Below are 25,975 nucleotides of genomic sequence, written 5' to 3'. Positions count from 1 at the left end.
ACGGGGCGCAGGGACGATCATCAGCGGCGCGAGGGCCGGTAGCGGACCGTCAAGCGCTGGCCGTGGCCGGCTCCGCGGCCAAGCGCGCGGCGATCGCGCCATGCTCGCGCTTGAGGGCGTCGGGGGCACGCGATCCCAGTTCGCCGAGGTAGGTGCCGATGCTCTCGAATTCGGCCGCCCATCCAGCCCGCTCGAACCCGAACAGCTTCTCGCGCGCCTCCGGCGACAGCGACAGGCCATCCAGGTCCAGGTCCGCCGCGGTCGGCAACGCACCGATCGGGGTGTCCCGCGCCCCGGCCTTGCCCTCGACGCGGCCGATCATCCATTCGAGGACGCGCAGGTTGTCGCCGAACCCGGGCCAGAGGAACTTGCCGTCGTCGCCCTTGCGGAACCAGTTGACGTGGAAGATCTTCGGCAGCTTCGCGCCGGGCTGGTCGAACGACAGCCAATGGGCGAAATAGTCGGCGAAGTTGTAGCCGCAGAACGGTTTCATCGCCATCGGGTCACGGCGCATGACGCCGACCTTGCCGGTGGCCGCTGCCGTCGTCTCCGAGCCCATCGAGGCGCCCACCAGCACGCCGTGCGTCCAGTCGCGGGCTTCGAAGACCAGCGGCACGAGGGAGGCACGGCGGCCGCCGAAGACGATCGCGGAGATCGGCACGCCTTGCGGATCCTCGGCGTGGGGCGAATAGCTGGGGCACTGTTTCGCACTGACGGTGAACCGCGAATTGGGGTGCGCCGCCGGACCGTTGCCCGGCTCGAAGTCCCGGCCCTTCCAGTCCTTCGCCGGGACCCGGTCGTCCAGTCCTTCCCACCACGGCTGGTTGTCGTCGGTCACCGCGACGTTGGTGAAGATCGTGTCGCGCTGCAGCGTCGCCAATGCATTAGGGTTGGAGGTGTCCCCCGTGCCGGGCGCGACGCCGAAGTAGCCCGCCTCTGGGTTGATCGCGTAGAGGCGTCCATCCGCGCCCGGACGCATCCAGCAGATGTCGTCGCCGACGGTCCAGACCTTCCAGCCTTTGTCGCGATAGGCCTTGGGCGGGATGAGCATGGCGAGGTTGGTCTTGCCGCAGGCGCTCGGGAACGCGGCCGCGATGTAATGGACCTGGCCCTCCGGGTTCTCGATGCCGACGATCAGCATGTGCTCGGCGAGCCAGCCTTCCTGGCGCGCCTGCCAGGACGCGATGCGCAAGGCGTGGCATTTCTTGCCGAGCAACGCATTGCCGCCGTAGCCCGAGCCGTAGGACTTGATCGTGAGCTCCTCGGGGAAGTGCATGATGAATCGGCGCGCGGGATCGAGCTCGCCCAGCGAATGCAGCCCCTTGACGAAGCTGCCTTCGCGCTCGATGCGCCGTTGCGCGTCGGCCCCCATGCGCGTCATCAGCCGCATGTTGGCGACGACATACGGGGAATCGGTGATCTCGACGCCACAACGCGACAGCGGGGAATCGATCGGCCCCATGCAATACGGAATCACGTACATCGTTCGGCCGCGCATGCAGCCGTCGAACAGGGCATCCATCTTGGCGTGCGCCTCGGCGGGCGCCATCCAGTGGTTGTTCGACCCGGCGTCCTCGGGGTCACGGGAACAGACGAAGGTGAGGTGCTCGACCCGGGCGACGTCGTCCGGATCGGAGCGATGCAGCCAGCAGCCGGGGTGGGTCTCGTGGTTCAGCGGAAGCAGGATGCCGTCCTCTTGCATCTCCCCGACCAGCGCGTCGTACTCCTCCTGGCTGCCATCGCACCAGTGGATGCGGCTGGCGCCGGTCTGCGCGGCGACCGCGTCCACCCACTGCTGCAACTCGGCCAGGGTACTCGGCATTGCGTCTTCCTCCGTTGTGAGACCATCGGTGCGCGCCCTTCCAGTTCGCGGACCTGAATACGCCAATGCGCGCCTGCCGCGCATGGGTCGCGACATTCTACATAGTCCATGCACGCGACCCTCTCCCCGGACCAGTTGATCGACGACCCGCACTGGCTGTGCTTCGGGTTCAATCCCGCACAGCGCCGCCTGTATTTCCTTCACGCCAGCGACGGGGAAATGGAGCGTGCGGTGTTCCTCGACCAGGGCGCATTCGATGTCTCGCGCTGCGTCGGGATCGAACTCGAGGACGTGGCCGCGGCGCTGGCCGACCGCCCCAGGGCGCTGCCCGGCGTCATCCTGCATCCCGCCTTTGCCTGCTCGACCTTGCTGGCGCGCTGCCTGGAACAGCCCGGGCGATCGCGCGTGCTCCGCGAGCTGCCGGTGTTTTCCGGGCTCGCCCAGGCCCGCCTGCAGGTCGATGCGTGCACCTGGCGGTTGCTCCTGGACTGCGTCGCCACGCTGACGGCAAGGCCCTTCCCGGGCCATGGCCTCTGCTTCAACAAGCCCAGCAACGTCTTCCTGCCGGCGGCGTTGGACTTCCTGGAAGCCGCGCCCGCCGGTCAAGCGGTGCTGATCGACCTCGGGCTGCCGGAATTCCTGCTGTCGTGCGCGAAGAAGGCCGCTGCCGGCCCGCGTCCGCTGCTGGCGATGTACCTCGCGCTCGATCCGACGGGCGCGCATGCCGCACGCCACGGCGTGCACCTGCCGACGGCACCGGTCCTGTCGCTGGCGGGGCTGGTCTGGCATTGGCAAATGCAGCTGTTGCACCGGATCGCCCGATCCGGACACTCGAGCCGCGTGCGCAGGCTGGGCGTCGATGCTTTCCTCGATGCCCCTGTCGCCGCCTCAGAGGCCGCCCTCGCCTGGCTTGCACAAGCCCCCGGGATCGGCATCGACCCGGCCAGGATCGCGACACTCATGCAGGGCGACGCCAAGCGCCCCGGGCAGCGACTCGATGCCGGACTGCGCAAGACGCAGGCGGAAGAGGCGCTCGCGCGGCACCGGCAGGAAATCGACGCTGCGCTGGAATGGTGCGAGAGGACGTTTGGGCCTTGGCAACGGGCGTACCAGACCGGCATCGCCCCCTTGTCCTTCCCCGCGGCCTGACGCCAACCTGGCGGGGAAGGGGCGCGAGTCGCGCGGCGCGTCAATCCAGGGGGATCAGCGTCGCCATGACATGCTCGACGTAGGCCTCGAACTCCTCCTGCGGCATCCGCGCCTGGTGCAACTGCAGGTTCAGCTGCAGGAAACCGACGTAGGCCGCGTAGGCCAGGCGCGCGCGATGCAGGGCGTCCACGCGCCCCAGGCCCGCCTGGCGGAACGACGCCGTCAGGTACTCCATGCGCCGTTCCGAGACGCGCTGGATCACCGGCTGCACGGCATCGTGTTCGCAGGCGCTTAGCAAGGCGCTGTAGACGACGTGGGACTTGAACTCATGCGCGACCAGCTGGAACAGCGCACGAAGCCGTTCGCGCGGATCGGGCACCGCTTCCAGCTTGCCGAACACCTCCTCCTGCTCCACGGCTTCCCAGCGCTGCAGTGCCGCCTCCAGCAATGCATCGCGCGACGGGAAATGCCAGTAGAAACTGCCCTTGGTCACGCCCAGCCGGCGCGCAAGCGGCTCGACCGCCACGGCGGCGACACCCTGTTCGGCGATCAGGTCGAGCGCGGCCTCGGCCCAGTCGTCGGCACTGAGCCGCCCACGCTCCTGGGCCGGGCGGGTCTTGCGGGCTGCTGTGTCCATCGTCCGAGTGTATCCATACGCCAAGGTCCGGAAAAGGATGGGGCAGGCTTTCGCCCCACACGCGGGCGACTTGACTTGGCCCGCAGGCACTATCCATACTACACCGTATGGTGCTGCGCCGTCCCCGGGTCGTCCGGCTCGGCGACCGCCGGCACCGCCCCGACCAACTGCAACCGCGGATCGCTTCCTGCGGCGTGTAAGTTGGAGGCCTAAACGCACGAGGCGACCCACATGAGCATCGCGATTCCCTTCCTTGCCGTGCTGTTGATCGCAGGCGTCTGCGCCTACCACCGGATGCGCCTGGCGGTCTGGGTCGCGCTGAGCGCGACGGCCTTGGTGGCCTGCTGGTTCCTGGGGGCCGATCCGGTCGCCACCGCGATCGCCGCCCTGCTGACGGCTGCGATCGCGCTGCCCCTGCTGCTGCCCCAAATCCGCAAGCCCTACATCACCGCGCCGCTGCTGAAGTTCTACCGGCGCATCCTGCCCCCCTTGTCGCAGACCGAGCGCATCGCCCTGGAGTCCGGGTCCGTCGGGTTCGAAGGCGAATTGTTCTCGGGCAAGCCGAAGTGGGAGTCGCTGCTGTCCCAGCCGAAGCCCGAGCTCACCAAAGAGGAGCAGGCCTTCCTCGATGGCCCGGTCGAGAAGCTCTGCCGCTCGATCAACGACTGGGACATCACCCATGTCCGCGCCGACCTGCCGCCGGAGATGTGGGAGTACGTCAAGCGCCACAAGTTCTTCGGCATGATCGTGCCCAAGGAGTACGGCGGCCTCGGTTTCTCGGCTTACGCCCACCACCGCGTGATCCAGAAGATCGCGTCGATCTCCAGCGTGGTCAGTTCCACCGTCGGCGTGCCCAACTCGCTGGGACCGGCCGAGTTGCTGGTGCACTACGGCACGCCGGAACAGAAGGACTATTACCTGCCGCGGCTTGCCGATGGCCGCGAGGTCCCCTGCTTCGCCCTCACCGGTCCGTTCGCCGGCTCCGATGCTACGTCGATCCCCGACTACGGCATCGTCTGCAAGGGCGACTGGGGCGGCGCGCAGGTCGTCGGCGTCAAGCTGACCTTCGACAAGCGCTACATCACGCTGGCGCCAGTGGCGACGCTGATCGGCCTGGCCTTCCGCATGTACGATCCCGACAACCTGATCGGCGACATCGGCGACATCGGCATCACCCTGGCGCTGCTGCCGCGCGACACCGCGGGCGTGGACATCGGTCGCCGTCACTTCCCGCTCAACTCCCCGTTCCAGAACGGCCCGCTGCACGGCCGCGAGGTGTTCATCCCGCTGTCGCAGCTGATCGGCGGCGAGGACTACGCCGGCAAGGGCTGGCAGATGCTCAACGAGCAGTTGTCGATCGGCCGCTCGATCACCCTGCCCTCCACCGCCAGCGGCGGTTGCAAGTCCGGCGCCGTGGTCACGGGGGCCTACGCCCGCATCCGCAAGCAGTTCGGACTGTCGATCGGGCGCTTCGAAGGCGTCGAGGAAGCCCTCGCCCGCATCGCCGGCAAGGCATACGCGGTCAGTGCGCTGTCGCAGGCCACGGCCGCGGCGGTCGATCGTGGCGAACGCCCGGCGGTACCGTCGGCGATCGCCAAGTACCACTGCACCGAAATGGGCCGCGAGGTCGTGTCCGATGCGATGGACGTGCACGGCGGCAAGGGCATCATCCTCGGCCCCCGGAATTACCTCGGCCGTGCCTGGCAGGCCTCGCCGATCTCGATCACGGTCGAGGGCGCCAACATCATGACGCGCAGCCTGCTGATCTTTGGACAGGGCGCGATCCTCTGCCATCCCTGGGTGCTCAAGGAAATGCGCGCGGCGCAGAACCCGGACGCGGAGGAAGGTTTGGAGGAGTTCGACCGCAACCTGTTCGGCCACATCGGCTTCGCCCTGTCCAACGCCGTGCGCTCGTGGTGGTTCGGACTGACCGGCGCCAGGATCGGCAAGGCGCCCGGCGACGCGTACACGCGGCGGTTCTTCCGCAAGCTGGACCGCTACTCCGCCAACCTGGCCCTCGTGGCCGACATCTCGATGCTCACCCTGGGCGGCAAGCTGAAGTTCAAGGAGTCGCTGTCCGGGCGCCTGGGCGACGTGCTCAGCCACCTCTACCTCACCAGCGCGATGCTCAAGCGCTACCACGACGAAGGCGCGCCCGTCGGCGACCAGCCGCTGCTGGCCTGGGCCTTCCACGACAGCGTGCACACCATGGAACTGGCGCTTTCCGGTGCGCTGCGCAATTTCCCGATCCGCCCGGTGGGCTGGCTGCTGTGGCTGGTGGTGTTCCCCTTCGGTCGCCGCGCGCAACCGCCCAGCGACCGGCTCGGGCACCGCGCGGCCTCGGTGCTGATGAACCCCTGCGATGCCCGCGACCGCCTGGCCGAGGGCGTCTTCCTCACCCCGTGCGAGAACAACCCCGCCGGCCGTGTGCACAGTGCCCTGCCCAAGGTGGTCGCCGCCGAACCGGTCGAGCGCAAGTTCCTCAAGGCATTGAAGAACAGCGACATCGAGGCGCTGGATTTCGGCGCCCAGCTCGACGAAGGCGTGCGCGAAGGCTGGATCACGGCCGACGAGCGCCAGCAGCTGGAGGAACTGCGCGCGCTGACCCTGGACGCGATTATGGTCGACGACTTCGACGTCCACGCATTGCGTGCCGCGACCTACTACGACGGGCAGGAGCCCAGGTCGTCCCGCGAGGCCGCGTGACCCGGCCACGCCGCTCGCATCGCGCACGATGACCGGAGCGGCTGCCGATGGCGCCCGTCGCGTCCGGCGAACGCCGGCAGCCTGCCCGGCTTGCCCCCTCGGCCCGGGACCTTGAGGCGACATCGCGGATGACGGCGACCTCGCCCGTGTTGCGGCTCTACGAGCGCCTGCACCGCTGGCCCGGGGGACTTTGGCTGTTCTCCCGCGCCGTCTGCTTCAAGGCGCCCTACTTCGCGAGCATTTCGCCACGGATCCGGCGCCTTGCGCCGGGCACCTGCGAAGCCACCCTGCGCCACCGCCGCCACGTCACCAACCACCTGGGGACGGTGCACGCCATCGCGCTGTGCAACCTGGCGGAACTCGTCGCCGGACTGGCGACGGACGCCACCTTGCCGCCCACGATGCGCTGGATCCCCAAGGGCATGACGGTCCGGTACCTCAGGAAGGCGGAGGGCACCATGCGCGCGAAGGCGACCCTCGCGCATCCGCTCGAAGTCGCGGAGCAGGGCCGGGAGCTGCCGGTCGATGTTTCGGTACGCGATCCAGCGGGCGAAGAGGTGTTCAGCGCGCGCATCCTGATGTGGGTCTCGCCGCGCCGTTAGTGCCGGTCGGCATCACCGCGCTGGAGGCAACGCCTGCGCACGCAACGTCAGGCGGGAGATCTCCGGCGGCACGCCCAGGCGCATCGGCAGGATGCTGGTGCCGATGCCGGGGGTGACGAACAGGTGCCGATCGCCGTCGACCACGTGCCACTTGAGCCAAGGCGAACCCAGCACGAAGGGTTGCGGGTCATGCCTTGGGAACGGCCAGGGATCGATCTGGCCACCATGGGTGTGGCCGGCCACCGTCAGCGCGGCGCGCGCGGGGATGTCGCGGAACAGGTCGGGCCCGTGGGTCAATGCGACCACCGGGGCATCGTCACCGATCATCGCGAACGTGCCCGCGACATCCGGTTTGCCCTCCAGGAAATCGCCGAGCCCGGCGATCCAGAAACGGCAGCCGCGCAGCTCCACCGCTTCGGCATGGTCGTCGATCATCCGGACCCCGGCCGCCACGAATGCGTCGCGGACCTTCGGGCCGTCCTTCCACCAGTCGTGGTTGCCGAGCACGGCGTACACGGGCTTGCGCGCCGTCAGCGGCCGCAGGTGCCGGGCGACCACATCCGCAGGGATGTAGGTGCCCAGGAACACGCTGAGGATCACGTAATCGCCCGCCATCAGGACGGCATCGGCATCGCTCTCGACCAGCCTCTGGACCCAGCGGTCCAGGTTCTCCAGGCCATTGCGGGGCGAACCGGTGTGCGTGTCGGCGACCACGTCCAGCCGTAGCCCGTCGCAGGACGCCGGCCAGCCCGGCAAGGCCAGCACGTGATCGCGTTCGACCAGTTGCGACGGTTCCCAGATGAAGCCGCGCACGGCAATCGCCAGCAGCGTTGCCACCGCGATGCGCAACGACCAGGTCAGCCAGCGGCGACGCCGGCGGGAAGCCTCGAGCCGGGTCATCCGGTGCCCCCGCCTTCGAACCCCATGGCGGTGCGCGGCTCGGACATCCGCGCCCGGCACGCCGCCAAGCGATGGCGGTCCTCAGGTCGCATGGACTTGTCTTTCTTCGGCGGAACCGGTTCCTGCGCCGTTGCCGGGACCCGGGGATGCCGGCAGGCTGCGCTCGGCGCGCGCCACGCGCCATGCGCCATAGACCAGGCCCGCGGCGATGCCGATTCCCGAAAGGAACACCACCTTGGAGCCGAGCATGGACAACGCCTTGTGCAGCCAGACGAAGGTCAGGTCGCCGCCGCGGTAGACCACGGTATCGATCGCCGCCTTGGCCTTGTAGCGGGACTCGCGGTCCACACGGGTGTACAGCGTCTCGCGGGCCGGCTTGCTGAGAGAGAATTCGCTGGCGCGCGTCACCACCTGCACGGTCGCCACGAGCAGCGGCAAGGGCGAGGCCGCCAGCAGCGTGTAACCCAGCAGGATGGCGATCGCCGGCAAGAGCAGCAACGGGGCCACGCCGTACCGGCGCAGGAGCAGGCGCGTCAGCAGCACCTGCACCACCAGGGTCAGGCCGTTCACCGCCCAGTCGATCGTCGAGTAATAGCGAGTCGCACCCTCGGCGGTGGGGTAGAACTCGCGGACGATGGCGGCCTGCTCGTTGTACAACAGCGTGCCGACGCCCACGCCGAAGAACATCAGCAAGGCCAGCGCCCTCAGCAGCGGGCGTTCCCACACCAGGCGCAGGCCGGCGAGCATCGTCCCGCCCATTGGCTGCTCCCCCCCGGAGTCCCCGAGTTCCCGCTCGCGCCTGCGCGCCCACGGGCGCAACTTCATGATGCAAAGCAGGCATGCCGCGAGGAATCCCGCCGATACCAGCAGCAGGTTGGCCACGCCCAGTGGTCCCACCAGGAATCGGGTGATCACCGGTCCGCACAAGGCGCCCAGCGTGCCCCCGGCTCCGATGTAGCCATAGACCCGCTTGGCGTGTTCGTTGTCGAACACGTCCGCCATGAAGCTCCAGAACACCGTGACCGCGAACAGGTTGAACACCGCGACCCAGATGAAGAACAGCGCGCCACGACCCGAAGCACCGGTACCGAATGCCCACCAGAACCCGACCAGGCAGCCGATGAAAAACAGGTACACGACCGGCAGGAACACCCGGCGCGGATAGCGCGACACCAGTGCGCCATAGACCGGCTGGAGCAGCAGCATCGCCACGAAGGTTCCGGTGAAAAGCAGTTGCAGGGTGAATGCCCCGACTTCGAAACCGTGGCGTTCCCCAAGGGCGATCCACGAACGCGGGAAGATCGCCGCGACGTCGGTCGAGGCCCCCATCGCATCGCGGACGGGTCGCAGGACGTAGTAACCGCAGAGCAGGCTGAAGAAATAGACCAGCGCCCACCACAGCGGCGGCGATTCCGCGAGCGCCCCCCGGAAACGTCCCTTGCGCTGCGCGACGGCACTGGCGGCGGGTGGGGTCATCCGGCTTCGCATGGCTGCGCGAAAGCGCAATCGCTGGAACGTTAGCGGATGCCCGGGCAACCCGCCAGCACGGGAGATCGCGTGCCGCCCCCCGAGCATATGCTCTAGCCTGCCCGCTTAGCTTCGACCGATGCCCCCGGATCACACTTCGCGCGACGTTGCGTACGACTACATCGTGGTTGGCGCCGGATCCGCCGGTTGCGTCCTCGCCAACCGCTTGAGCGCGGACCCGGATGCCAGCGTGCTCCTGCTCGAGGCGGGCCCGCGCGACTGGCATCCCTTCATCCACATGCCCGCCGGGCTGGCCAAGCTGGTCGGCCAGAAGGGCGTCAACTGGGACTACAGCACCGCGCCCGAACCGGGGCTCGGCGATCGCGAATTGTGGTGGCCGCGCGGCAAGGTGCTCGGCGGATCGAGTTCGATCAACGCCATGTGCTACATCCGTGGCGTCCCTTCCGATTACGACGACTGGGCGGCGGGCGGCGCGACCGGCTGGGACTGGGACACGGTGCTGCGGTACTTCAAGCGCAGCGAATCCAACAACCGCGGCGGAGACGCGCTGCATGGCGCCGACGGCCCGCTGGCGGTCTCCGACCTGCGCCATGTCAATCCGCTGTCGACGGTATTCATCGAGGCGGGCGAACAGGCGGGTTTCGCGCGCAATCCGGATTTCAACGGCCCGGTGCAACGTGGCGTCGGCCTTTACCAGGTCACCCAGCGCGACGGCGTGCGCTGCTCGTCGGCCGCCGCCTACCTGGCGCCGATCCGCGACCGCCCCAACCTCACGGTACGGACCGGGGCCAATGTCAGCCGCATCACGTTCGAACCCGGCCACGACGGCGGCATGCGCGCCTCCGGGGCGACGTACTCGGCGCGCGGACAGGCCTTCCATGTCCGCGCGACCCGCGAGGTGCTGCTGTGCGGCGGCGCCATCAACTCGCCACAGCTGCTCATGCTGTCGGGCATCGGCCCCGCGGACGAACTGCGCCGGCATCGCATCAAGGTCCTCCATGACGCCCCGGCCGTCGGCGCCAACCTGCAGGACCACCTCGATATCTGCACGTTGCGCCACTGCACCCAACGCGTGACCTACGACCGCGTCGGCGACCTGCGCATCGCCTATGACTACTACCTGCGCGGCCATGGGGGGCCCGGCAGCAGCAACATCGCCGAGGCGGGCGGCTTCGTGCGCTCGCGCTTCGCGCCGGACGTCCGGGCCGATATCCAGTTCCACTTCGTCCCCGCCATGCTCGACGACCATGGCCGCCGTCGCTTGCCGGGCGATGGCTACACGCTGCATGCCTGCTTCCTGCGCCCCCGCAGCCGCGGCCGGATCCGGCTGGCAAGTAACCGGGCCAGCGACAAGGCGCGGATCGAGGCCAACTACCTGAGCGACGAGGAAGGCTTCGACCTCAGGATGATGGTGGAGTGCGCGAAGCTCTCGCGGGACATCCTCTCGCAGGAGGCGTTCGACCCCTACCGCGGCGCACCGATCTTTCCCGCCCGCGACGACCTGACGGATGCCGAACTCGCCGATTTCATCCGCGCCAAGGCCGAAACCGTTTACCACCCGGTCGGCACGTGCCGAATGGGCAGCGGCGATGATGCGGTGGTCGACCCTTCACTGCGCGTCCGCGGCGTCACGGGATTGCGGGTAGTCGACGCCTCGGTGATGCCCGCCTTGCCCGGCGGCAACACCAATGCGCCGACGATCATGATCGCGGAGAGGGCGGCGGATTTGATACTGAGCGGTGCTTGACGTCTTTCAACCGACGTGAGTGCGAGGCGGTCTTGCTCTTCCAACAGCGAGAGCATTTCGCCTTCGGCGAGTTCACTTCTTTTGCTGGCCCACTGCGCGCACTAGCGCGCGAACGGCGGAGCCAACCCCGAAGGGGTGAGCGCCAAAGGCGCGAGTCAAAGAAACGAACCAAGGAAAAGGGCCTTCCCCGACGAAGCAAACTCGCCAACTGGGGCGTTGCGGGGATTTTCCGACTCGCCATCCCTGGCGAAGTCTGAAAACGGCGGGCCATGCCCGCCGCCCTACGGGTCTGGAAAAAAAGTAGTGGTTTGCTGTGATGAAAGGCAAGGGCCGGAAGCCGAGCTTGGCTTGCTCTTGCCTCCCACGAAGTCGACCCACCGCATGAACCGGAGACCCAGAGGGCGGCGCACATGGATGTGCGCCATTTTCGACCAGGGCATGGATGCCCTGTCGAAAAATCCCTTCGCCGAAGAAGCGATCGGTTTGCTCCGTCGGGGAAGGTGCTTTCTTTTGGTGACTTTTCTTTGCACCAGCAAAGAAAAGTTACCCGACCGACAGGGCGGAAGCTCTTGATCTTGAAGAACATCAAGTCGGACTACCGCCTTCGCGGGAGTGACGATCAAGAGCTACAACCGGATCCAGCTACCAGCGGGAACACTACAAGGGTCGTCAGAACAACAAGCCGGCGCACGTAACACGATCACCCCCGCTCCAACATCGGCGGCAAGGGGCAATGCAGCACGCCGCAGATCGTTCTCAGCAGTTCCGACTCGGCGACCGAGATGCGCCCATCGTGGCTGTTGGCGTCGGTGATCGCCTCGACCATGACCTGCTTGGCCAGCGGATCCAGGGCATCCAGCGCGGGCCACACTTCGTCGAGCGCGAGCACGCCATCGGCGGGAGGGGCATACGGCACGTGGTCGCGCGGCAGGACGCGCTGCAGTCCCGCCAGATAGGCGCGTTTGGCGGCGGTGGGATCGCGATGGCCGGCCTGCGCCACGACCGCCAGCAGGGTCGCGAACTCCTGCTTGACGCCGCCGGGCTTGCGACGGCCGAAGCGCGCATGGCGCGCGGGATCCAGCGATTCCCTCACCTGCACCTCCAGCAGCCGACCCAGGCAGTATTCGAACAACGAGACCTTTCCGTCGCTGTGCGCAACGGCGTGCACCGTGTCCATGAAGACGTCCAGCTCCGGCCGCGGACGCAGCCGCAGCACGGGGAAGGCGATCGCGGACAAGGGCAACCGCTGCATCGGATGCAGGCCCGCCAGCGCGTCGCGCTGCAGTGCGATGGAGGCGTCCGCGATGCGGTTGCCCAGGCGTGCGGCGATCTCGCTGCGCTGCCGTTCGCGCACCCCTGCATCGCCATCCAGCAGCAGCGCGAGCAGCAGCGGCATCACCGCATCCCGCTGGCGTGCCTTCTCCAGCAGGTCTTGCGGCAGGGTCGAAACGATGGCGTCGGCCCGCAGGTAGTCGTCGGCCTCGGGATGCGCGACCTGGGCGGACACCATCGGCGGCGTGACCGTGATTTCCGTGCCTGCAGCCGGCAGCGATGCGCGGCGATCGGGCGCGATGCCCATGTGCACGTCTTCGTCCAGGCCATCGGGCGGCGCAGCCATCCACTGCGCCTGCAACCGTGCCATTTGCTCGGGCTTGAACGAGGGCTCCAAGGCCTGGATCCGTTGCAGGATCGGCGGATGGGTGGCGAACAGGCCGGACAGCCCGACGCCGTCGCCGAACAGCATGTGGCTGACTTCCTCGGCATCGCTGCGATCGGTGAGCCGGGACCCGGCCTCGAGCCCGGCGATCTTCTTCAGCGCCCCGGCCAGGCCCGCGGTTTGGCGCGTGAACTGCACGGCCGAGGCGTCCGCCAACCGCTCCCGGGTGCGGCTGACGCCGGCCTTGATCATGCGGCCGAAGAACAGGCCGATGCCACCGACCACCAGCGCGATCAGTGCCGCCACCAGCACCGCCGACATGCCGCGGCCACGGCCGCCGCCGTACATCAGGATCTTGCGCCCGATCAGGCTGAGCATGAGGATGCCGAACAGCACGCCGATCAGGCGGATGTTCAAGCGCATGTCGCCATTGAGTACGTGGCTGAACTCGTGCGCGACCACGCCTTGCAGTTCGTCGCGGTTGAGTTTGTCCAGCGCGCCGCGGGTCACCGCGATGACGGCGTCGGTGGGCGCATAACCCGCGGCGAAGGCATTGATCCCGGGTTCGTGCTCGATCACGTAGAGCTTGGGCACCGGAACGCCGGAGGCGATCGAGATTTCCTCGACCACGTTGCGCAGCCGCCGCAGGTTTGGATCGGTGGTATCCCCGGTGACGGGCACCCCTCCGAACTGCAGCGCGACCGCCTCGCCGCCGCCACGCAGCGAGGACAACCGGTAAAGCGATCCCAAGGCAATGACGCCCACCGTCGCCAGCGAGGCCAGCAGCAGCGCACCTCCATGCACGCCGAAGACCAAGGCCACCGCGAGGTCGACGGCCAACACGATGCCCAGCACGGCCAGCGAGAACAGCACCACCAGGCGCGTCGACGTCCTGCGGGCCGCGGCTTGTTGTTCGAAGAAGTTCATGCGTGTCCGGGGCGATCTGAAAAGGGACGGTTGGTGCCAACCGCGGCCGCGGCAGGCGTCGGCATGTTGCCATGCCGCCGCGACCCGACCGCCTCAAGGACGCCACGCGGACCAGGTGGACGCCGGGCCGGGCGTCATCTCCAGTCGAAGCGCCCCTGGAACCCCGGCTTCCGGGCCCTCAGAACTCCACTTTCGGTGCTTCGCGCACCTCGGCCCGCTCGTCCGGGATTTCCAGCAGTGCCGCCTCGGCAAAGTTGAACATGCCGGCGATGACGTTCGACGGAAACACTTCGCGCTTGTTGTTGTAGTGCATGACGGAATCGTTATAGGCCTGCCTGGCGAAGGCGACCTTGTTCTCGGTGCTGGACAGCTCTTCGGTCAACTGCATCATGTTCTGGCTGGCCTTCAGTTCCGGGTAGGCTTCCACCGTCACCAGGAGCCGGCCCAGCGCGCCTTCCAGGGCGCCCTGCGAGCGGGCGAGCTCGGCCATCGCGGCCGGGTCGCCGGGACTGGCCTTGGCCGCCGCCAGGCCGGACTGCGCCGCGTTGCGCGCTGCGGTCACCGCCTCCAGCGTGCCGCGCTCGTGGGAGAGGTAGGCCTTGGCGGTCTCGACCAGATTCGGGATCAGGTCGAAGCGCCGCTGGAGCTGGACGTCGATCTGCGCAAACGCGTTCTTGAAGGCATTGCGGGCGGCGATCAGCCCGTTGTAGATACCCACGCCCCAAAGCGCGAAGGCGACCAGCGCGGCGAGAAAGACGAGCAGGATCAGCGTGGTACCCATGGAAGCTCCCCTTGTTCATGCAATTCAGGATTCAGGCGCTATGATCAGCCTGCAGCCGAAGCATACGCAGGGGGCCCGCCCGATGAAAGGCAACGCGCACACTACCCGGAAGCGGCCAGGGCGAGTCGTCGTGGCCTTCCTGATGCTGGCGGCATCGGTGGTCCTGGTGTCGGCCGCGGCGCAGACGCCATTGCGTTGGGAGCCTTCCGAACCGTCCGTGGTCGCTTCTGCGCAGGTCTCGCCGGCCTCGCAACGGCCGGCACCCGCGCAGTCGGCGGCCCCGGCTCCCAGGCCCCGGACGATGCCACTGGCCCAGGGATTCGACGTGCGCGTGTTCGAGGCCATGGCCCAGGAGATCGTCGCCAACCAGCGGGTCCCCGGCCTGGCGATGGCCATCGTCCATGATGGCAAGGTGCTCAGCGCGCGCGGCTATGGCATCACCGACGTGCAAGCGGCCGAGCCCGTCGACGCGCACACGGTGTTCCGGCTGGCGTCCTTGTCCAAGGCCTTTGCCGGCACCGTGACCGGGATGCTCGTCGCGGAGGGTGCCCTGCGCTGGGACAGCAACGTCTACGACTTCATGCCCTCCTTGCGCTTTTCCGATCCCAATGCCGCCCGGGACCTCACGGTGGCCGACGTGTTGAGCCACAGGGTCGGCCTGACGCGCAATACCTACGACCGCGACATCGAGCGCAACGCCGACTACCGGGACCTCGTCCAGAAGCTCGCGTACGCGCCGATGACCTGCGCGCCCGGCGACTGCTACAGCTACCAGAACGTGGCGTTCAGCCTGGTGGGCGACGTGGTCTTCGCGGCGACCGGGCAATTCTTCAGCGAGGCGGTGACCAGTCGCATCTTCAAGCCGCTCGGGATGAATGACGCGAGTTACGGGCTCGACGGCATCACCGCCAGTGCCCGTTGGGCACGGCCACACGTGCGCGCAGGCGGCGGCTGGCGGTCGCTGATGCCGAAACCCACCTATTACCGCGTCGCCCCCGCAGCCGGCATCAACGCCAGCATCAGCGACATGGCGCAGTGGATGATCGCCCAGGGCGGCCATCGCCCCGACGTGATCCCGGCGCCGCTGCTCGCGACCCTGCACGCGCCCCTGATCGATACTCCAAGCGAGATCCGAGGCAGTTCGTGGCGGCGGGAGCGCCTCAATTCGGCCGGTTATGGACTGGGTTGGCGCGTCTACGACTACGCCGGACACCGCGTGGTCTTCCATGGCGGGGCCGTGCAAGGCTATCGCGGCCTGATGGCCATGGTTCCGGAGCGCGACCTGGGCGTGGTGGTGTTGTGGAACAGCGAGAGTTCATTGCCGTCCGGCCTGTTCCCGACGATCCTGGATCGGGCGATCGGCCTGCCGGCCCGGCGCTGGCTGGATGTCGACCTGTCCGAGGACGCACTGTACTCGGCGGTCGAGCCACGCGGCCACCAGCCCACCGGCAGGCGCGTGTCGGCGTCGCGCTCCGCCGCCGCCAATGCGATCGCCGAGGCGACGCCGAGGTAATCCCCGCGGGATCCCGGCCCGCGCGCAGGGCGGCACGGCCTCCCTCTGATACGAACCCACGACGGTAATCGATGGCCGTATCGACTGGGCCGGCCTTTCCTTCCTTCCAATAAAAAACTCCCCCTCCGCCTGGGCCTGCGGAGGAGGAGTCTTCGACTACGGTTGATCGGGTAACTACATCAGTGGCGCAGGCGCCGCGGGGATCGCGACCGCCGGAGCCTTTCTGGCACGCCTCGCCGGGCGCTTGGCTTTCTTCTTGGCCGCTTTCTTCGCGGGCTTCTTTTTGGCGGCCTTCTTGGCCGGACGCTTCTTGGCTGCCTTCTTGGCCGGCTTCTTCTTGGCCGCCTTCTTGGCTGGACGCTTCTTGGCGGCCTTCTTGGCAGCCTTCTTCGCCGGACGCTTCTTGGCGGCCTTCTTAGTGGCCTTCTTCGCCGACTTCTTCTTGGCTGCCTTCCTGGCTGGACGCTTCTTGGCGGCCTTCTTCGTCGATTTCTTCGCGGCGCGCTTCTTGGTCGCCTTCTTGGCGGTCTTCTTCTTGGCTACGCGCTTCTTCGCAACCTTCTTCTTGGCTGCCTTGCGCACGGTCCCCTTCTTGGCGACCTTCTTCTTCGCAACCTTCTTCTTGGCGGCTTTCTTGGTTGTCTTGCGGACGGCCTTCTTCGCCGATTTCTTCGCCGCCTTCTTGGCGGGTTTCCGTTTTGCAGCTTTCTTCGTGGCCATGGGATGGCTCTCCTCGTCAGTGGGACTAGCTAGTGCAACTGCCCAGTACGACTACATCGCGGGTATCGGACCCGCGACCAACCGCCAACGCGCATGGCGCGTCGAAACGGATTCCTGCGGCGCCCCAGGCATTGGCCGAGAGCGCATCGATGCGTGCCGTCCGTCCGCTCACGGCGGCCGGCGGGGCGACTTGGACATGAAAAAACCCGCTGCGACGATGGGTGCGCGTGGCGGGTATCGGGTGTGTTCGTGTTTTTGCAGAGGAGACGGTGCCTGAGTCCACCTTGTAAGCAGTCCGGGCGGAGGGCTGTGTTGTGTGGTGCGTTTTCGTTTGTGTCCGACTCACTCGTTGTGTTAACCACCGGTGTTGGGGCGAAACCTAATCACGCTTTTTCGCGCTGTCAATACCTCTGCGCGCCCCGTGCCCCGCTCGACCGGGGGTCGAGACGACACCGGAAGTTCGCCGGGCGTTCGCGTCGTCGCTCGCGCGACGCCAACCGACCAGCATCGCAAGCCGAGGTAGTGACGAAACCGACTTGTTTTAAGGTGTTTCGTCGCTTCGCGCGGAAATGCGGCAACGCCTTGCCGCGATGTTCCCGCGGCACGCGGTTCCCGTCGACCAACGCCCGCGCCGCGGAAAAGGGTGGCCGAAAGTTTTTCCACCCTTGGTCCGGTTTGCGCGACGCTCATCCCCAAATGCGCGGAAATGCGCAAACTTTCCCACCGCTTGCCCAACACCGCGGGAGAGGCAACCGACGAACATGCGCTGTCTCGCGACTGCCGCCTGCCTCGGCGACGTCTGCTCGCATGCTCCAAGAAAAACGGCCGCGCATGGCGGCCGGGAACAGGGATGTCGCGAGCGTGGAGGCGTCAGTGGTCGTCGTCTTCCAGCAGCTCGGCGTAGTCGTCGGGATCGAGCAGTTCCTTGAGCTCTTCGGGATCGTCCATGTCCACGACGAAGATCCAGCCCTCGCCGAACGCGTCTTCGTTGATCGTCTCGGGCTTGTCCGACAGCTCGGTGTTGACCGCGCTGATGGTCCCGGTCACCGGCGAATACACGTCGGACGCGGCCTTGACCGATTCGACCACCGCGCAGGTGTTGCCGGCCTGCACGCTGTCGCCGACGCTGGGCAGGTCCACGTAGACCAAGTCGCCCAGCAATCCTTGCGCGTGGTCGGAAATCCCCACCGTGACCTTGCCCTGGCCCTCCAGGCGCGCCCATTCGTGGGACTTGAGGAATTTCAGGTCGCCGGGGATCTCGCTCATTGTCTGCTCCGGGAAGTCGGGTGGCGGAAGGTGGCTAGTTTAGCCATGCAGGGGGAGGGGAAATCAAACCGTGGCCGCCACTGGCGACCCGGCGCAGGGTTCGGGTCAGCGCGGCGGGACCAGGCTGGCGCCATCGCGCACGAACGGGAACTTGACGACCCGAACGGGGACCTCCCGCCCGCGGATGTCGACGCGCACGCCTCCATCGTCTCCCGGCCCCAGGTCCCCGGCGGGCACGCGTGCCAGGCCGATCGCCTGTCCCAATGTCGGCGAGAAGGTTCCCGAGAGGATCTCGCCTTCTCCTTGCGGCGTCAGCACCTTCTGCCCGTGGCGCAGCACGCCACGCTCGTCCATCACCAGGCCGACCATCTGCCGCGGCGCTCCCGCGGCCTTCTGGGCTTCCAGGGCGTCGCGGCCGTTGAAGTCCCTGCCCTCGTCGAGCGCCACGGTCCACGCCAGGGCCGCCTCGTAGGGCGTGACCGACTCGTCCATGTCCTGGCCATACAGGGCCATGCCGGCCTCCAGGCGCAGCGTGTCCCGGGCACCCAGTCCAGCAGGCCGCACGCCCGCATCGCGCAGCGCATCCCACAAGGCGATCGCTTGGGCCTCCGGCACCATGACCTCGAAACCGTCCTCGCCGGTGTAACCGGTGCGGGCGACGAACAGCGGCGCGCCGTCGCCGGACTGCGCCTCGGCGGCGGAGAACTTGCCCAGCTTGCCGATGCGCTCGCGGTCTTCCTCCGCCAGCAGGGACATGACCTTGTCGCGCGCGTTGGGTCCCTGCACCGCGATCATCGCCAGTTCGGGGCGCTCCGAGACCTCGACGTCGAAGGATGCCGCCTGCCCCTGGATCCAGGCCATGTCCTTGTCCCGGGTGGCGGCATTGACGACGATGCGGAACCAGTCCTCGGCCAGGAAGTAGACGATCAGGTCGTCGATCACCCCGCCCTCGCCGTTGAGCATGCACGTATACAGCGCCTTGCCCGGGGCTTTCAGCTTGTCGACGGAGTTGGCGACCAGCTTGCGGAGGAAGGGCCGCGCTTCGGCACCGCGCAGGTCGACCACGGTCATGTGCGAGACGTCGAACATGCCGGCATCCCGACGGACGGCATGGTGCTCCTCGATCTGCGAACCGTAGTTGAGCGGCATGTCCCAGCCACCGAAATCGACCATCTTGGCCCCGTCACGGCGGTGGGCGTCGTTGAGCACGGTCTTGCGGGTCATCGGCAGCTCGCTTCGGTTCGGTAGCCACGGATTATCCCAGACCACCGGGTCCACTGCCCGCAGCGGCCCAGAACGGGGCTTCGCTATTCGCCCGGATATTCGTTGAGGCAATCCACCCGAAGCGGGTCCAGCTCAAGTAGCCGGCCACTGGCGAAATCGAGCTGGCGCGCCCAGGCGACGTCCGTCGAATACTCCGAGGCGGGGTCGTGCCGCACCAGGGCGGCAATGCGTGCGTCGTCGGCACCGTCGAAGCGGCAGGTGGAGACCTGGAGGAAATAACCCGGGGCCACGGGCGGATAGTCCACCGCGTCGGTCACCTCCCAGCGCGGCTCGCGGCCGTCATGCGGGAGGCTGCGCTGCGCGACGACATGCAACAAGGTGCGCTCCCCGCCATCCTCCGTCGCCGTACCCAGCACGGCGATGCCGAAGTCGCAGGCGCGCTCGAGGTCGGTCGAGTCCGACAGGCACGTGCCCTCCAGTTCGCGCAGGCCATCGGGATACGGCGGCAGGACGCGACCGACGAGGGGTTCATGCGCATGCCCCGCCACCGCGCCCAGGCAGCAAGACAGCAGCAGGCCGGCACGCAACGGCATCGGCTACTCGACCGGCCGCACCTGCAAGGTCATGCCCTCGGCGCCGGTGATGACCACGGTCGTGCCGGTCTCCAGGTCCGGGCCCGTCACGTCCCAATAGGCATCGGCGATCTGCACCCGGCCGCGGCCCTGCACGATGCCGCGCTCGAGCACCACCTGCCGGCCGACCAGCTGCGCGGTGCGGCGGTTCAACGCCGGTTGGTCGCTGACCCGGTCGCGGTCGCGGAACCACTTGCGGTAGATGAACACGAACACGAAACTCAGCGCGGTGAACAACACCGCCTGCGTCAGCAGCGACATGCCCGGGACCGCCAGCACCAGCAGGAACATCACCCCGGCCGCGAACCCCAGCCACATCAGGAACGCGCCCGGGATCAGGGTCTCCGCCGCGATCAGCAGCAGCGACAGGCCGGCCCAGGCGTAGACCTCCCAGCGCATGTCTCAGCCGCCCTGGCGCTGCGGCGCCTTGCGCTCGAGCGCTTCCTTCGCCAGTTCGCCGATGCCGGCCAGCGAGCCGATCACGCCGGCGGACTCCATCGGCATCATCACGAATTTCTGGTTCGGCGCCTGGGCCAGCGCCTTGAACGCCTCAATGTACTTCTGCGCGACGAAGTAATTGATCGCCTGCACGTTGCCGCTGGAGATCGCGTCGGACACCAGCTGGGTGGCCTTGGCCTCCGCCTCGGCCTGACGCTCGCGCGCCTCGGCGGCGAGGAAGGCGGCCTGGCGGTCGCCCTCGGCATCGAGGATGGTCGACTGCTTCTCGCCCTCGGCCTTGAGGATGGCGGACTGGCGAAAGCCCTCGGCCTCCAGGATGTTGGCGCGCTTCTCGCGTTCGGCCTTCATCTGACGCGCCATCGACTCGATCAGGTCCCGCGGCGGCTGGATGTCCTTGAGCTCGATCCGGTTGACCTTGATGCCCCAGGGGTGCGTGGCCTGGTCGACGGCGACCAGCACCTTGGTGTTGATCTCGTCGCGCTTGGACAGCGATTCGTCCAGGTCCATCGAGCCGATGGCGGTGCGGATGTTGGTCATCACCAGGTTGAGCGTGGCGATCTCCAGCTGCGCCACCTCGTACGCCGCCTTGGCCGCGTCGAGCACCTGGAAGAACACCACGCCGTCGACCTTCACCACCGCGTTGTCCTTGGTGATCACGTCCTGGCTGGGCACCTCGAGCACCTGCTCCATCATGTTGATCTTCCGGCCGACGCGCTGGTAGATCGGGATGAGGATGTGCAACCCCGGCTCGAGCGTGTGGGTGTAGCGGCCGAACTTCTCCACGGTCCATTCGTAACCCTGCGGCACCATCCGCAGCATCTTGGCCAGGAAGATGATGCCGCCGAACAGCACCACGATGGCGAGCAGGAAATTGGCTGACATGGCACGGCCCCTCGTCTGGATGGCTTGGAGTATAGGACGCGACGGGCCGATGCGACCCTTTCGCTCCCCGCTGCATCCACAATGGGGAATGCCGCCGCCCAACGCCCCTGGCGACAGCGCCGCGCCGCTGCGCACCTCGAGCTTTGCGATCGAGGTTCCGGACGCCCTGCTCGCGCGTGCGCGCGCCGGGGAACGGGCGGCGTTCGAGCAGCTTTACCGCTGGTTCGAGCGCCCGGTGTTCACCCTGGCCGTCCGCATCTGCGGCGACCGCGAGGAGGCTTCCGAAGTGCTGCAGGACACCATGCTCAAGGTCATCGACAAGATCGGGGAGTTCCGCGGCCAGGGTGCCCGGGGCGGAACCCCGTTCTGGGGATGGCTGCGCCAGGTCGCGGTCAACGAGGCATTGATGCGCCTGCGCAAGCAGCGTCGGCGGCGCGACGAGCTGGACATCGACGACCACACGCCCAGGGACGATGCCGGGGCGCCACCGGCCACCGCCGACGCCGCGCAGCTGCAGCGCGCCCTCGCCGCCCTGCCGGCCACGACGCGAAGCGTGCTGTGGCTGTACCACGCGGAGGGTTACACCCACGAGGAGATCGCGAACCTGATGCAACGCAGCGTGAGTTTCTCCAAGTCGCAGGTCGCGCGGGGAAGCCGGCGCCTGCGCGACCTGCTCGAACCTAGCGGCGAACCGCTCGCGGAGGTCGCGCATGCCTGACGCCAGCCTGCCTCCCCCGCCGCGCGATTGGCCCGACGCCTTCGCCGCGCTGCCGCTCGAATCCCCCCCCGCCGACGGCTGGCGTCGCCTTTCGGCACGGCTCGACGCCCGCCCGCGGCACCGCCTGCCATGGTGGCTCGCCGCGGCCGCTGCGCTCGGGCTCGCCGTGCTGTTGCCCTGGCAGATGCGGACCGTACCCGGAACCGCGGTTCCCGCGGGCCAGGACGCCACGGGCGTCGCCAGTGCGACTCAGGATCCGTTGCAGCCGCTCTACGCGGAGTCCCAGCAACTCGAATCGCTGCTGCGCCTGACGCGCGACGACCGCGTCGCCAGCGCGACCGCGGCTGCCCTGGCCGGCGACTTCGACGCCCGGATCGCCGACATCGATGCCGCGCTCATGCAACCCGGCCTGGCGCCGGCTCAGCAGCGACGCCTCTGGGAGGCGCGCGTCGACACCTTGCGCGCGGCGGCCGGTTTCGCCAGCACGCGGCGCTGGCTGGCGGCGCACGGCGACCGGTACGACGCCCGCCTGGTCCAGGTCGACTGACGCCCCCGGTCCAGGCATCGGCAGCGCGGGCTGGCCGACGCACACCCACGAAATCACCGACGAAGAACTTACGAGGACATGATGATGCGAACGACGAAAAGCACGACCCTGCTCGCGGCCACGCTTTCGGTACTGCTGCCGGTGTCGGCCGCGCACGCGCAGGCTCCGGCTCCGGCAACGGGGGACGACAAGGAACTCGCCGCGGCGCGCGAAGACCTCAGGCGGGCGGCGGCGCGCGTTTCGGAATTGGCGCGCAAGCGCGGCGGGGACGTGGACGTGCGCGTCGAGCGCCGCGTCGAGCGCAAACCAATGATCGGCATCCTGATGACCCCCGACGAGCAGGGCGGCGTGCGCATCTCTGGCGTGACGCCGGACAGCGCCGCGGCGAAGGCGGGGCTGCGCAGTGGCGACCGGCTGGTGTCGATCGCCGGCACCCGCATCCTGGGCAGCGACGGCAAGCTGCGCGTGGACAACGCCCGCAAGCTGTTGCGAGGCATGGAGGCGGGCAAGCCGCTTCGGCTGGGCTACCTGCGCGATGGCCGGGAGGCGGCGGTGAACGTCACCCCGAAGATGGACGACCAGGTCTTCGTCTGGCGCGACGACGGCAATTCGGACGGCGCGCTGGACGGACCGATGTTCATCGCCCGCGACCACGACGGCGACATCGACATCGAAACCGTGCTGGCCGAGCGCTCGCCGGGGGTGGCGCCGCAGATCCGCCGCGAAATCGTCCGCATCGGTCCGGACGGCAAGTGCAAGGGCAAGGATTGCGATGCGCCGCGCCTGCTGTCGGCGTTGCGCTGGAACGGACTCAACCTGGCGACGGTGGATGCGCGACTGGGCCGTTACTTCGGCACCGACCGTGGCGTGCTGGTGCTCTCGACCGGCGAACTGGACGGCCTGCAGGCCGGCGACGTCATCCAGCGCATCGAGGGCAAGGCCGTGTCGTCGCCACGCGAGGTGATGGATGCCCTGCGCGGCAAGCCGGACAACGCCAGGGTCGCCGTAACCTACCTGCGCGATCGCAAGCCCGCGACCTCGCAACTGACCGTGCCCAGGACACTGCATGCGCTGCCGCCGCTGCCACCGGCGCCGCCCAGTCCCCCCAGGGCGCCGAAGCCGCCGAAGAACGCACCACCCCCGCCCCCACCCGCCCCCACCACGATGCTGGACGAGGCCATGCCCGGGCCGTCGCTGGCTGCCTAGACTCAACCGCAGGTCGCGCCGACGGCGGCTCGCGCCGAGTCCCGGGGGACGCCATCCGGCGGATGCGCGGGGCCGGACTGGTCCCGGCGCCTCAGGCGAGCGTCATTGCAGGGCCGTGGCGCACTCCACCCGGCGCCAGACGGACTGGTCGAAGCGGTCCGCCAGCGCCAGCGCTTCCAGGTTCTGCAGCAGTTGCCCGACCCGGCTCGCACCCAGCAGCACCGTGGAGACGTGCGGGTTGCGCAGGCACCAGGCAATCGCCAACGGCGCGGGCGCCACGTCCAGCTCGCGGGCCAGGGCGCTGAAGGCCCGCGCGCGCTGCGGCCGCCGGGTGCCGGAGTCGAACGCGCCGTCCCGCAACCAGCCCTCCCGGGCCAGTCGCGAGTCGTCCGGAACGCCATCGTCGTACTTGCCCGTCAGCAACCCCGACGCCAACGGCGACCAGGTCGTGGTGCCCATGCCGTATTCCGCGTACAGCGGCGCGTATTCGAGCTCCACGCGCTCGCGGTGCAGGAGGTTGTACTGCGGCTGCTCCATCGACGGGGCCTGCCACCCGTTGTCGCGCGCCGCGGCGTGCGCCTCGCGGATCCGCGCGGCCGGCCATTCCGACGTGCCCCAGTAGAGGACCTTGCCCTGGCGGACCAGCGCGTCCATGGCGGACACGGTCTCGGCGACCGGCGTATCCGGGTCGGGGCGATGGCAGAAGAACAGATCGAGGTAGTCGACGCGCAACCGCCGCAGGGCATCATGGCAGGCGTCGTGCACGTGCTTGCGCGACAGGCCGCGCTGCATCGGCAGCGGCTCCGCGGCCGCGCCGAAGAAGACCTTGCTCGAGACGGCGAACCCGTCCCGCGGCAGGCGCAGGTCGGCCAGCACGTCGCCCATCACCCGTTCGGCTTCGCCGCTGGCGTAAGTCTCCGCGTTGTCGAAGAAGTTGATGCCGTGGTCCCAGGCGGCGGCGACGAGCTCCCGCGCGTCACCGCGGCCGACGTGCTTGCCGAAGGTGGTCCATGCGCCGAACGACAGCGCCGACAGCGGCAGGCCGGTGGATCCCAATCGGCGGTATTGCATCGGTTCACTCCCTCGACGGCTCCCGCCAGTGTACGAGACCCCTCGTTGCCCGGCGGGCCGGCCTGCGCGGCCACGCTATGCTTGCCCACGGACTGGGAACGGGGCGGAATGCATGCGCGAGGCCGGGCACCCGCTGGGCGATCTGCTGAAGCGACTGCTGGCGCGACCGGACGAGGTGATGCTCGAGCTCGGCGCGGGCGGCGAACTGCTGGTGGCCCGGATACGCGCCGTCCTCTCCGCGCTGGTGCTGGCGCTGCCGCTCATCGCCGCCGCCGGCGGGTCGGACTCGCGGGAAGTCCTGACCGGGATGGCCGCGGCGGTGCTGGTCAATGCGATGGCGCAAGTCTGGCTGGCACTGGCCCGCGGCGGGCGCCAGCGACCGTGGCTGCCGTATGCCACCGCCACCTACGATGTCACGCTGACCTCGGCCGTGCTGTTGCTGCTCTCCCTCCTCGACCCGGTGGCGGGCATCAACAGCATGGTCGTCTGGTGCTTCTACGCCATCGCGATCGCCATTACCGCGCTGCGCAACGACGGCCGGTTGACCCTGTACGCGGGAGGCCTGGCGATCGTGCAGTACGCCGCGCTGGTGGGGTACGTGTTCGCCGCCGCCGAAGCGCCCGAAACGCTGGTGTCCGTGGACTACGGCACCGCATCGGTTTCCACCCAGGTCGAGCGCCTGGTGCTGCTGCTGATGATGACCGTGCTCACCGCGACCATCGTCTACCGGATGCAGCGGCTGGTGGCCCTCTCCGGTCGCGATGGCCTGACCGGCCTGCCCAACCGGGCCTGGCTGCTGCAGCGCCTGCCTCAGGTGTTCGGGGCCTCGCGTAACGTGCGCACCTCGCTCACCCTGGCATTGGTCGACATCGACGACTTCGCCCGGATCAACGACGAGATCGGGCACCTGGGCGGGGACCGGGTGCTTCGCCATTTCGCCACGACCCTGGCCGGGATGGCCGCTGAGAACGAATTGCTGGCGCGGATCGGCGGCCAGGAGTTCGTGATGCTCCTGCACGGCCCGATCGGCAGCGCGTGGGAACGCCTGGATCGCCTGCGCAGGGCCGTGGCGGGCCAACGTTTCCTGCCCGAGCGCGGCGACGATGCCTTGCGCATCACCTTCAGCGCGGGGCTCGCCGCATGGCCGCAGGATGGCAGCGGCGCGTCGTCCCTGCTCAAGGTCGCCGACCAGCGCCTGAAGCAGGCCAAGCGCGAAGGCCGGAACCGGGTGGTCGCCCGCGACGCCTAGCGCGTGGCGCTTCGGTTGCCGCGGGACACCGGCTCGCCTACCCTGCGCCAACTCCAGCCCCGGGCCAGGAAA

At 68.4% G+C, this 25,975-nt stretch carries 21 protein-coding genes and 1 pseudogene; 9 read left to right on the top strand and 13 right to left on the bottom strand.

The annotated features are described in order from the left end of the window. Nucleotides 1-49 precede the first annotated feature (49 nt). Nucleotides 50-1,822 carry a phosphoenolpyruvate carboxykinase (GTP) gene (locus tag ABD970_RS05335; RefSeq protein ID WP_345294437.1) on the bottom strand — a complete coding sequence of 591 codons (1,773 nt, stop codon included), beginning with the start codon at nucleotides 1,820-1,822 and terminating at the stop codon, nucleotides 50-52. Between the two features lie 108 nt (nucleotides 1,823-1,930). On the opposite strand from ABD970_RS05335, the gene ABD970_RS05330 reads away from it, so the two are divergent. Beyond that, nucleotides 1,931-2,971: a hypothetical protein gene (locus tag ABD970_RS05330; RefSeq protein WP_345294436.1), complete on the top strand. Its 1,041-nt coding sequence runs from the start codon at nucleotides 1,931-1,933 to the stop codon at nucleotides 2,969-2,971. Nucleotides 2,972-3,011: 40 nt separating this feature from the next. On the opposite strand, the gene ABD970_RS05325 is transcribed toward ABD970_RS05330, so the two are convergent. Beyond that, nucleotides 3,012-3,608, bottom strand: a complete 597-nt coding sequence (locus ABD970_RS05325) for a TetR/AcrR family transcriptional regulator (RefSeq protein WP_345294435.1) — start codon at nucleotides 3,606-3,608, stop codon at nucleotides 3,012-3,014. Between the two features lie 231 nt (nucleotides 3,609-3,839). Between ABD970_RS05325 and ABD970_RS05320 the strand changes: the two genes are divergently transcribed. Both ABD970_RS05320 and ABD970_RS05315 read left to right on the top strand, forming a co-directional pair. Further along, nucleotides 3,840-6,314, top strand: a complete 2,475-nt coding sequence (locus ABD970_RS05320) for an acyl-CoA dehydrogenase (protein WP_345294434.1) — start codon at nucleotides 3,840-3,842, stop codon at nucleotides 6,312-6,314. A 128-nt stretch (nucleotides 6,315-6,442) separates the two neighbouring features. Further along, nucleotides 6,443-6,916 (top strand): hotdog fold domain-containing protein, encoded by a 474-nt coding sequence (locus tag ABD970_RS05315; protein WP_345294433.1) that lies wholly within the window; start codon nucleotides 6,443-6,445, stop codon nucleotides 6,914-6,916. Nucleotides 6,917-6,928: 12 nt separating this feature from the next. On the opposite strand, the gene ABD970_RS05310 is transcribed toward ABD970_RS05315, so the two are convergent. Further along, nucleotides 6,929-7,816: a metallophosphoesterase gene (locus ABD970_RS05310; RefSeq protein WP_345294432.1), complete on the bottom strand. Its 888-nt coding sequence runs from the start codon at nucleotides 7,814-7,816 to the stop codon at nucleotides 6,929-6,931. A gap of 81 nt (nucleotides 7,817-7,897) precedes the next feature. Then, nucleotides 7,898-9,292: an NTP/NDP exchange transporter gene (locus tag ABD970_RS05305; protein ID WP_345294431.1), complete on the bottom strand. Its 1,395-nt coding sequence runs from the start codon at nucleotides 9,290-9,292 to the stop codon at nucleotides 7,898-7,900. A gap of 130 nt (nucleotides 9,293-9,422) precedes the next feature. On the opposite strand from ABD970_RS05305, the gene ABD970_RS05300 reads away from it, so the two are divergent. Next, nucleotides 9,423-11,051 (top strand): GMC family oxidoreductase, encoded by a 1,629-nt coding sequence (locus ABD970_RS05300; protein ID WP_345294430.1) that lies wholly within the window; start codon nucleotides 9,423-9,425, stop codon nucleotides 11,049-11,051. A gap of 700 nt (nucleotides 11,052-11,751) precedes the next feature. Here ABD970_RS05300 and ABD970_RS05295 read toward each other — a convergent pair. Together ABD970_RS05295 and ABD970_RS05290 are read right to left on the bottom strand one after the other, a co-directional pair. Beyond that, nucleotides 11,752-13,635, bottom strand: coding sequence for a M48 family metallopeptidase (locus tag ABD970_RS05295; RefSeq protein WP_345294429.1), 1,884 nt, complete (start codon nucleotides 13,633-13,635; stop codon nucleotides 11,752-11,754). Between the two features lie 178 nt (nucleotides 13,636-13,813). Beyond that, nucleotides 13,814-14,416: a LemA family protein gene (locus tag ABD970_RS05290; RefSeq protein ID WP_345294428.1), complete on the bottom strand. Its 603-nt coding sequence runs from the start codon at nucleotides 14,414-14,416 to the stop codon at nucleotides 13,814-13,816. An 82-nt stretch (nucleotides 14,417-14,498) separates the two neighbouring features. Here ABD970_RS05290 and ABD970_RS05285 point away from each other — a divergent pair, with 82 nt between their 5' ends. Then, on the top strand, nucleotides 14,499-15,929 hold the full coding sequence (locus ABD970_RS05285; RefSeq protein ID WP_486346770.1) for a serine hydrolase domain-containing protein: 1,431 nt from the start codon (nucleotides 14,499-14,501) through the stop codon (nucleotides 15,927-15,929). Nucleotides 15,930-16,244: 315 nt separating this feature from the next. Here the strand turns inward: ABD970_RS05285 and ABD970_RS12445 are convergent. The 6 genes and pseudogenes from ABD970_RS12445 to ABD970_RS05255 all read right to left on the bottom strand — a co-directional run. Continuing rightward, nucleotides 16,245-16,319 (bottom strand): annotated as a pseudogene (locus ABD970_RS12445) (histone); the annotation flags it as partial. Nucleotides 16,320-17,519: 1,200 nt separating this feature from the next. Next, entirely contained in the window at nucleotides 17,520-17,915 is a 396-nt protein-coding gene (gene gcvH / locus ABD970_RS05275; protein ID WP_345294426.1) for a glycine cleavage system protein GcvH, read from the bottom strand. Between the two features lie 105 nt (nucleotides 17,916-18,020). Next, nucleotides 18,021-19,139 (bottom strand): glycine cleavage system aminomethyltransferase GcvT, encoded by a 1,119-nt coding sequence (gcvT, locus tag ABD970_RS05270; protein ID WP_345294425.1) that lies wholly within the window; start codon nucleotides 19,137-19,139, stop codon nucleotides 18,021-18,023. Between the two features lie 83 nt (nucleotides 19,140-19,222). Then, the gene (locus tag ABD970_RS05265; RefSeq protein WP_345294424.1) at nucleotides 19,223-19,732 is read right to left on the bottom strand and encodes a hypothetical protein; all 510 of its coding nucleotides are present in this window, start codon (nucleotides 19,730-19,732) and stop codon (nucleotides 19,223-19,225) included. Between the two features lie 3 nt (nucleotides 19,733-19,735). After that, nucleotides 19,736-20,170 (bottom strand): NfeD family protein, encoded by a 435-nt coding sequence (locus tag ABD970_RS05260; RefSeq protein WP_345294423.1) that lies wholly within the window; start codon nucleotides 20,168-20,170, stop codon nucleotides 19,736-19,738. Nucleotides 20,171-20,173: 3 nt separating this feature from the next. Continuing rightward, a complete protein-coding gene (locus ABD970_RS05255; protein WP_345294422.1) occupies nucleotides 20,174-21,112 on the bottom strand; it encodes an SPFH domain-containing protein in 939 nt (312 codons plus the stop codon). A gap of 88 nt (nucleotides 21,113-21,200) precedes the next feature. Here ABD970_RS05255 and ABD970_RS05250 point away from each other — a divergent pair, with 88 nt between their 5' ends. From ABD970_RS05250 to ABD970_RS05240, 3 genes are all read left to right on the top strand, one after another. Continuing rightward, nucleotides 21,201-21,830: an RNA polymerase sigma factor gene (locus ABD970_RS05250; protein ID WP_345294421.1), complete on the top strand. Its 630-nt coding sequence runs from the start codon at nucleotides 21,201-21,203 to the stop codon at nucleotides 21,828-21,830. Then, nucleotides 21,823-22,377, top strand: a complete 555-nt coding sequence (locus ABD970_RS05245) for a hypothetical protein (RefSeq protein WP_345294420.1) — start codon at nucleotides 21,823-21,825, stop codon at nucleotides 22,375-22,377. Before ABD970_RS05250 ends, ABD970_RS05245 begins: the two co-directional genes overlap by 8 nt. Before the next feature lie 84 nt (nucleotides 22,378-22,461). Continuing rightward, complete coding sequence (locus ABD970_RS05240) at nucleotides 22,462-23,583, top strand: PDZ domain-containing protein (protein ID WP_345294419.1); 1,122 nt, start codon at nucleotides 22,462-22,464, stop codon at nucleotides 23,581-23,583. Between the two features lie 102 nt (nucleotides 23,584-23,685). On the opposite strand, the gene ABD970_RS05235 is transcribed toward ABD970_RS05240, so the two are convergent. Further along, nucleotides 23,686-24,654 carry an aldo/keto reductase gene (locus ABD970_RS05235; RefSeq protein ID WP_345294418.1) on the bottom strand — a complete coding sequence of 323 codons (969 nt, stop codon included), beginning with the start codon at nucleotides 24,652-24,654 and terminating at the stop codon, nucleotides 23,686-23,688. A 112-nt stretch (nucleotides 24,655-24,766) separates the two neighbouring features. Between ABD970_RS05235 and ABD970_RS05230 the strand changes: the two genes are divergently transcribed. Continuing rightward, nucleotides 24,767-25,903 (top strand): GGDEF domain-containing protein, encoded by a 1,137-nt coding sequence (locus ABD970_RS05230; RefSeq protein ID WP_345294417.1) that lies wholly within the window; start codon nucleotides 24,767-24,769, stop codon nucleotides 25,901-25,903. Nucleotides 25,904-25,975 lie beyond the last annotated feature (72 nt).

It is taken from the genome of Luteimonas vadosa, from assembly GCF_039543545.1.
Classification (GTDB): Bacteria; Pseudomonadota; Gammaproteobacteria; order Xanthomonadales; family Xanthomonadaceae; genus Luteimonas; species Luteimonas vadosa.
This window is presented reverse-complemented; position numbering and strand designations above follow the sequence as displayed.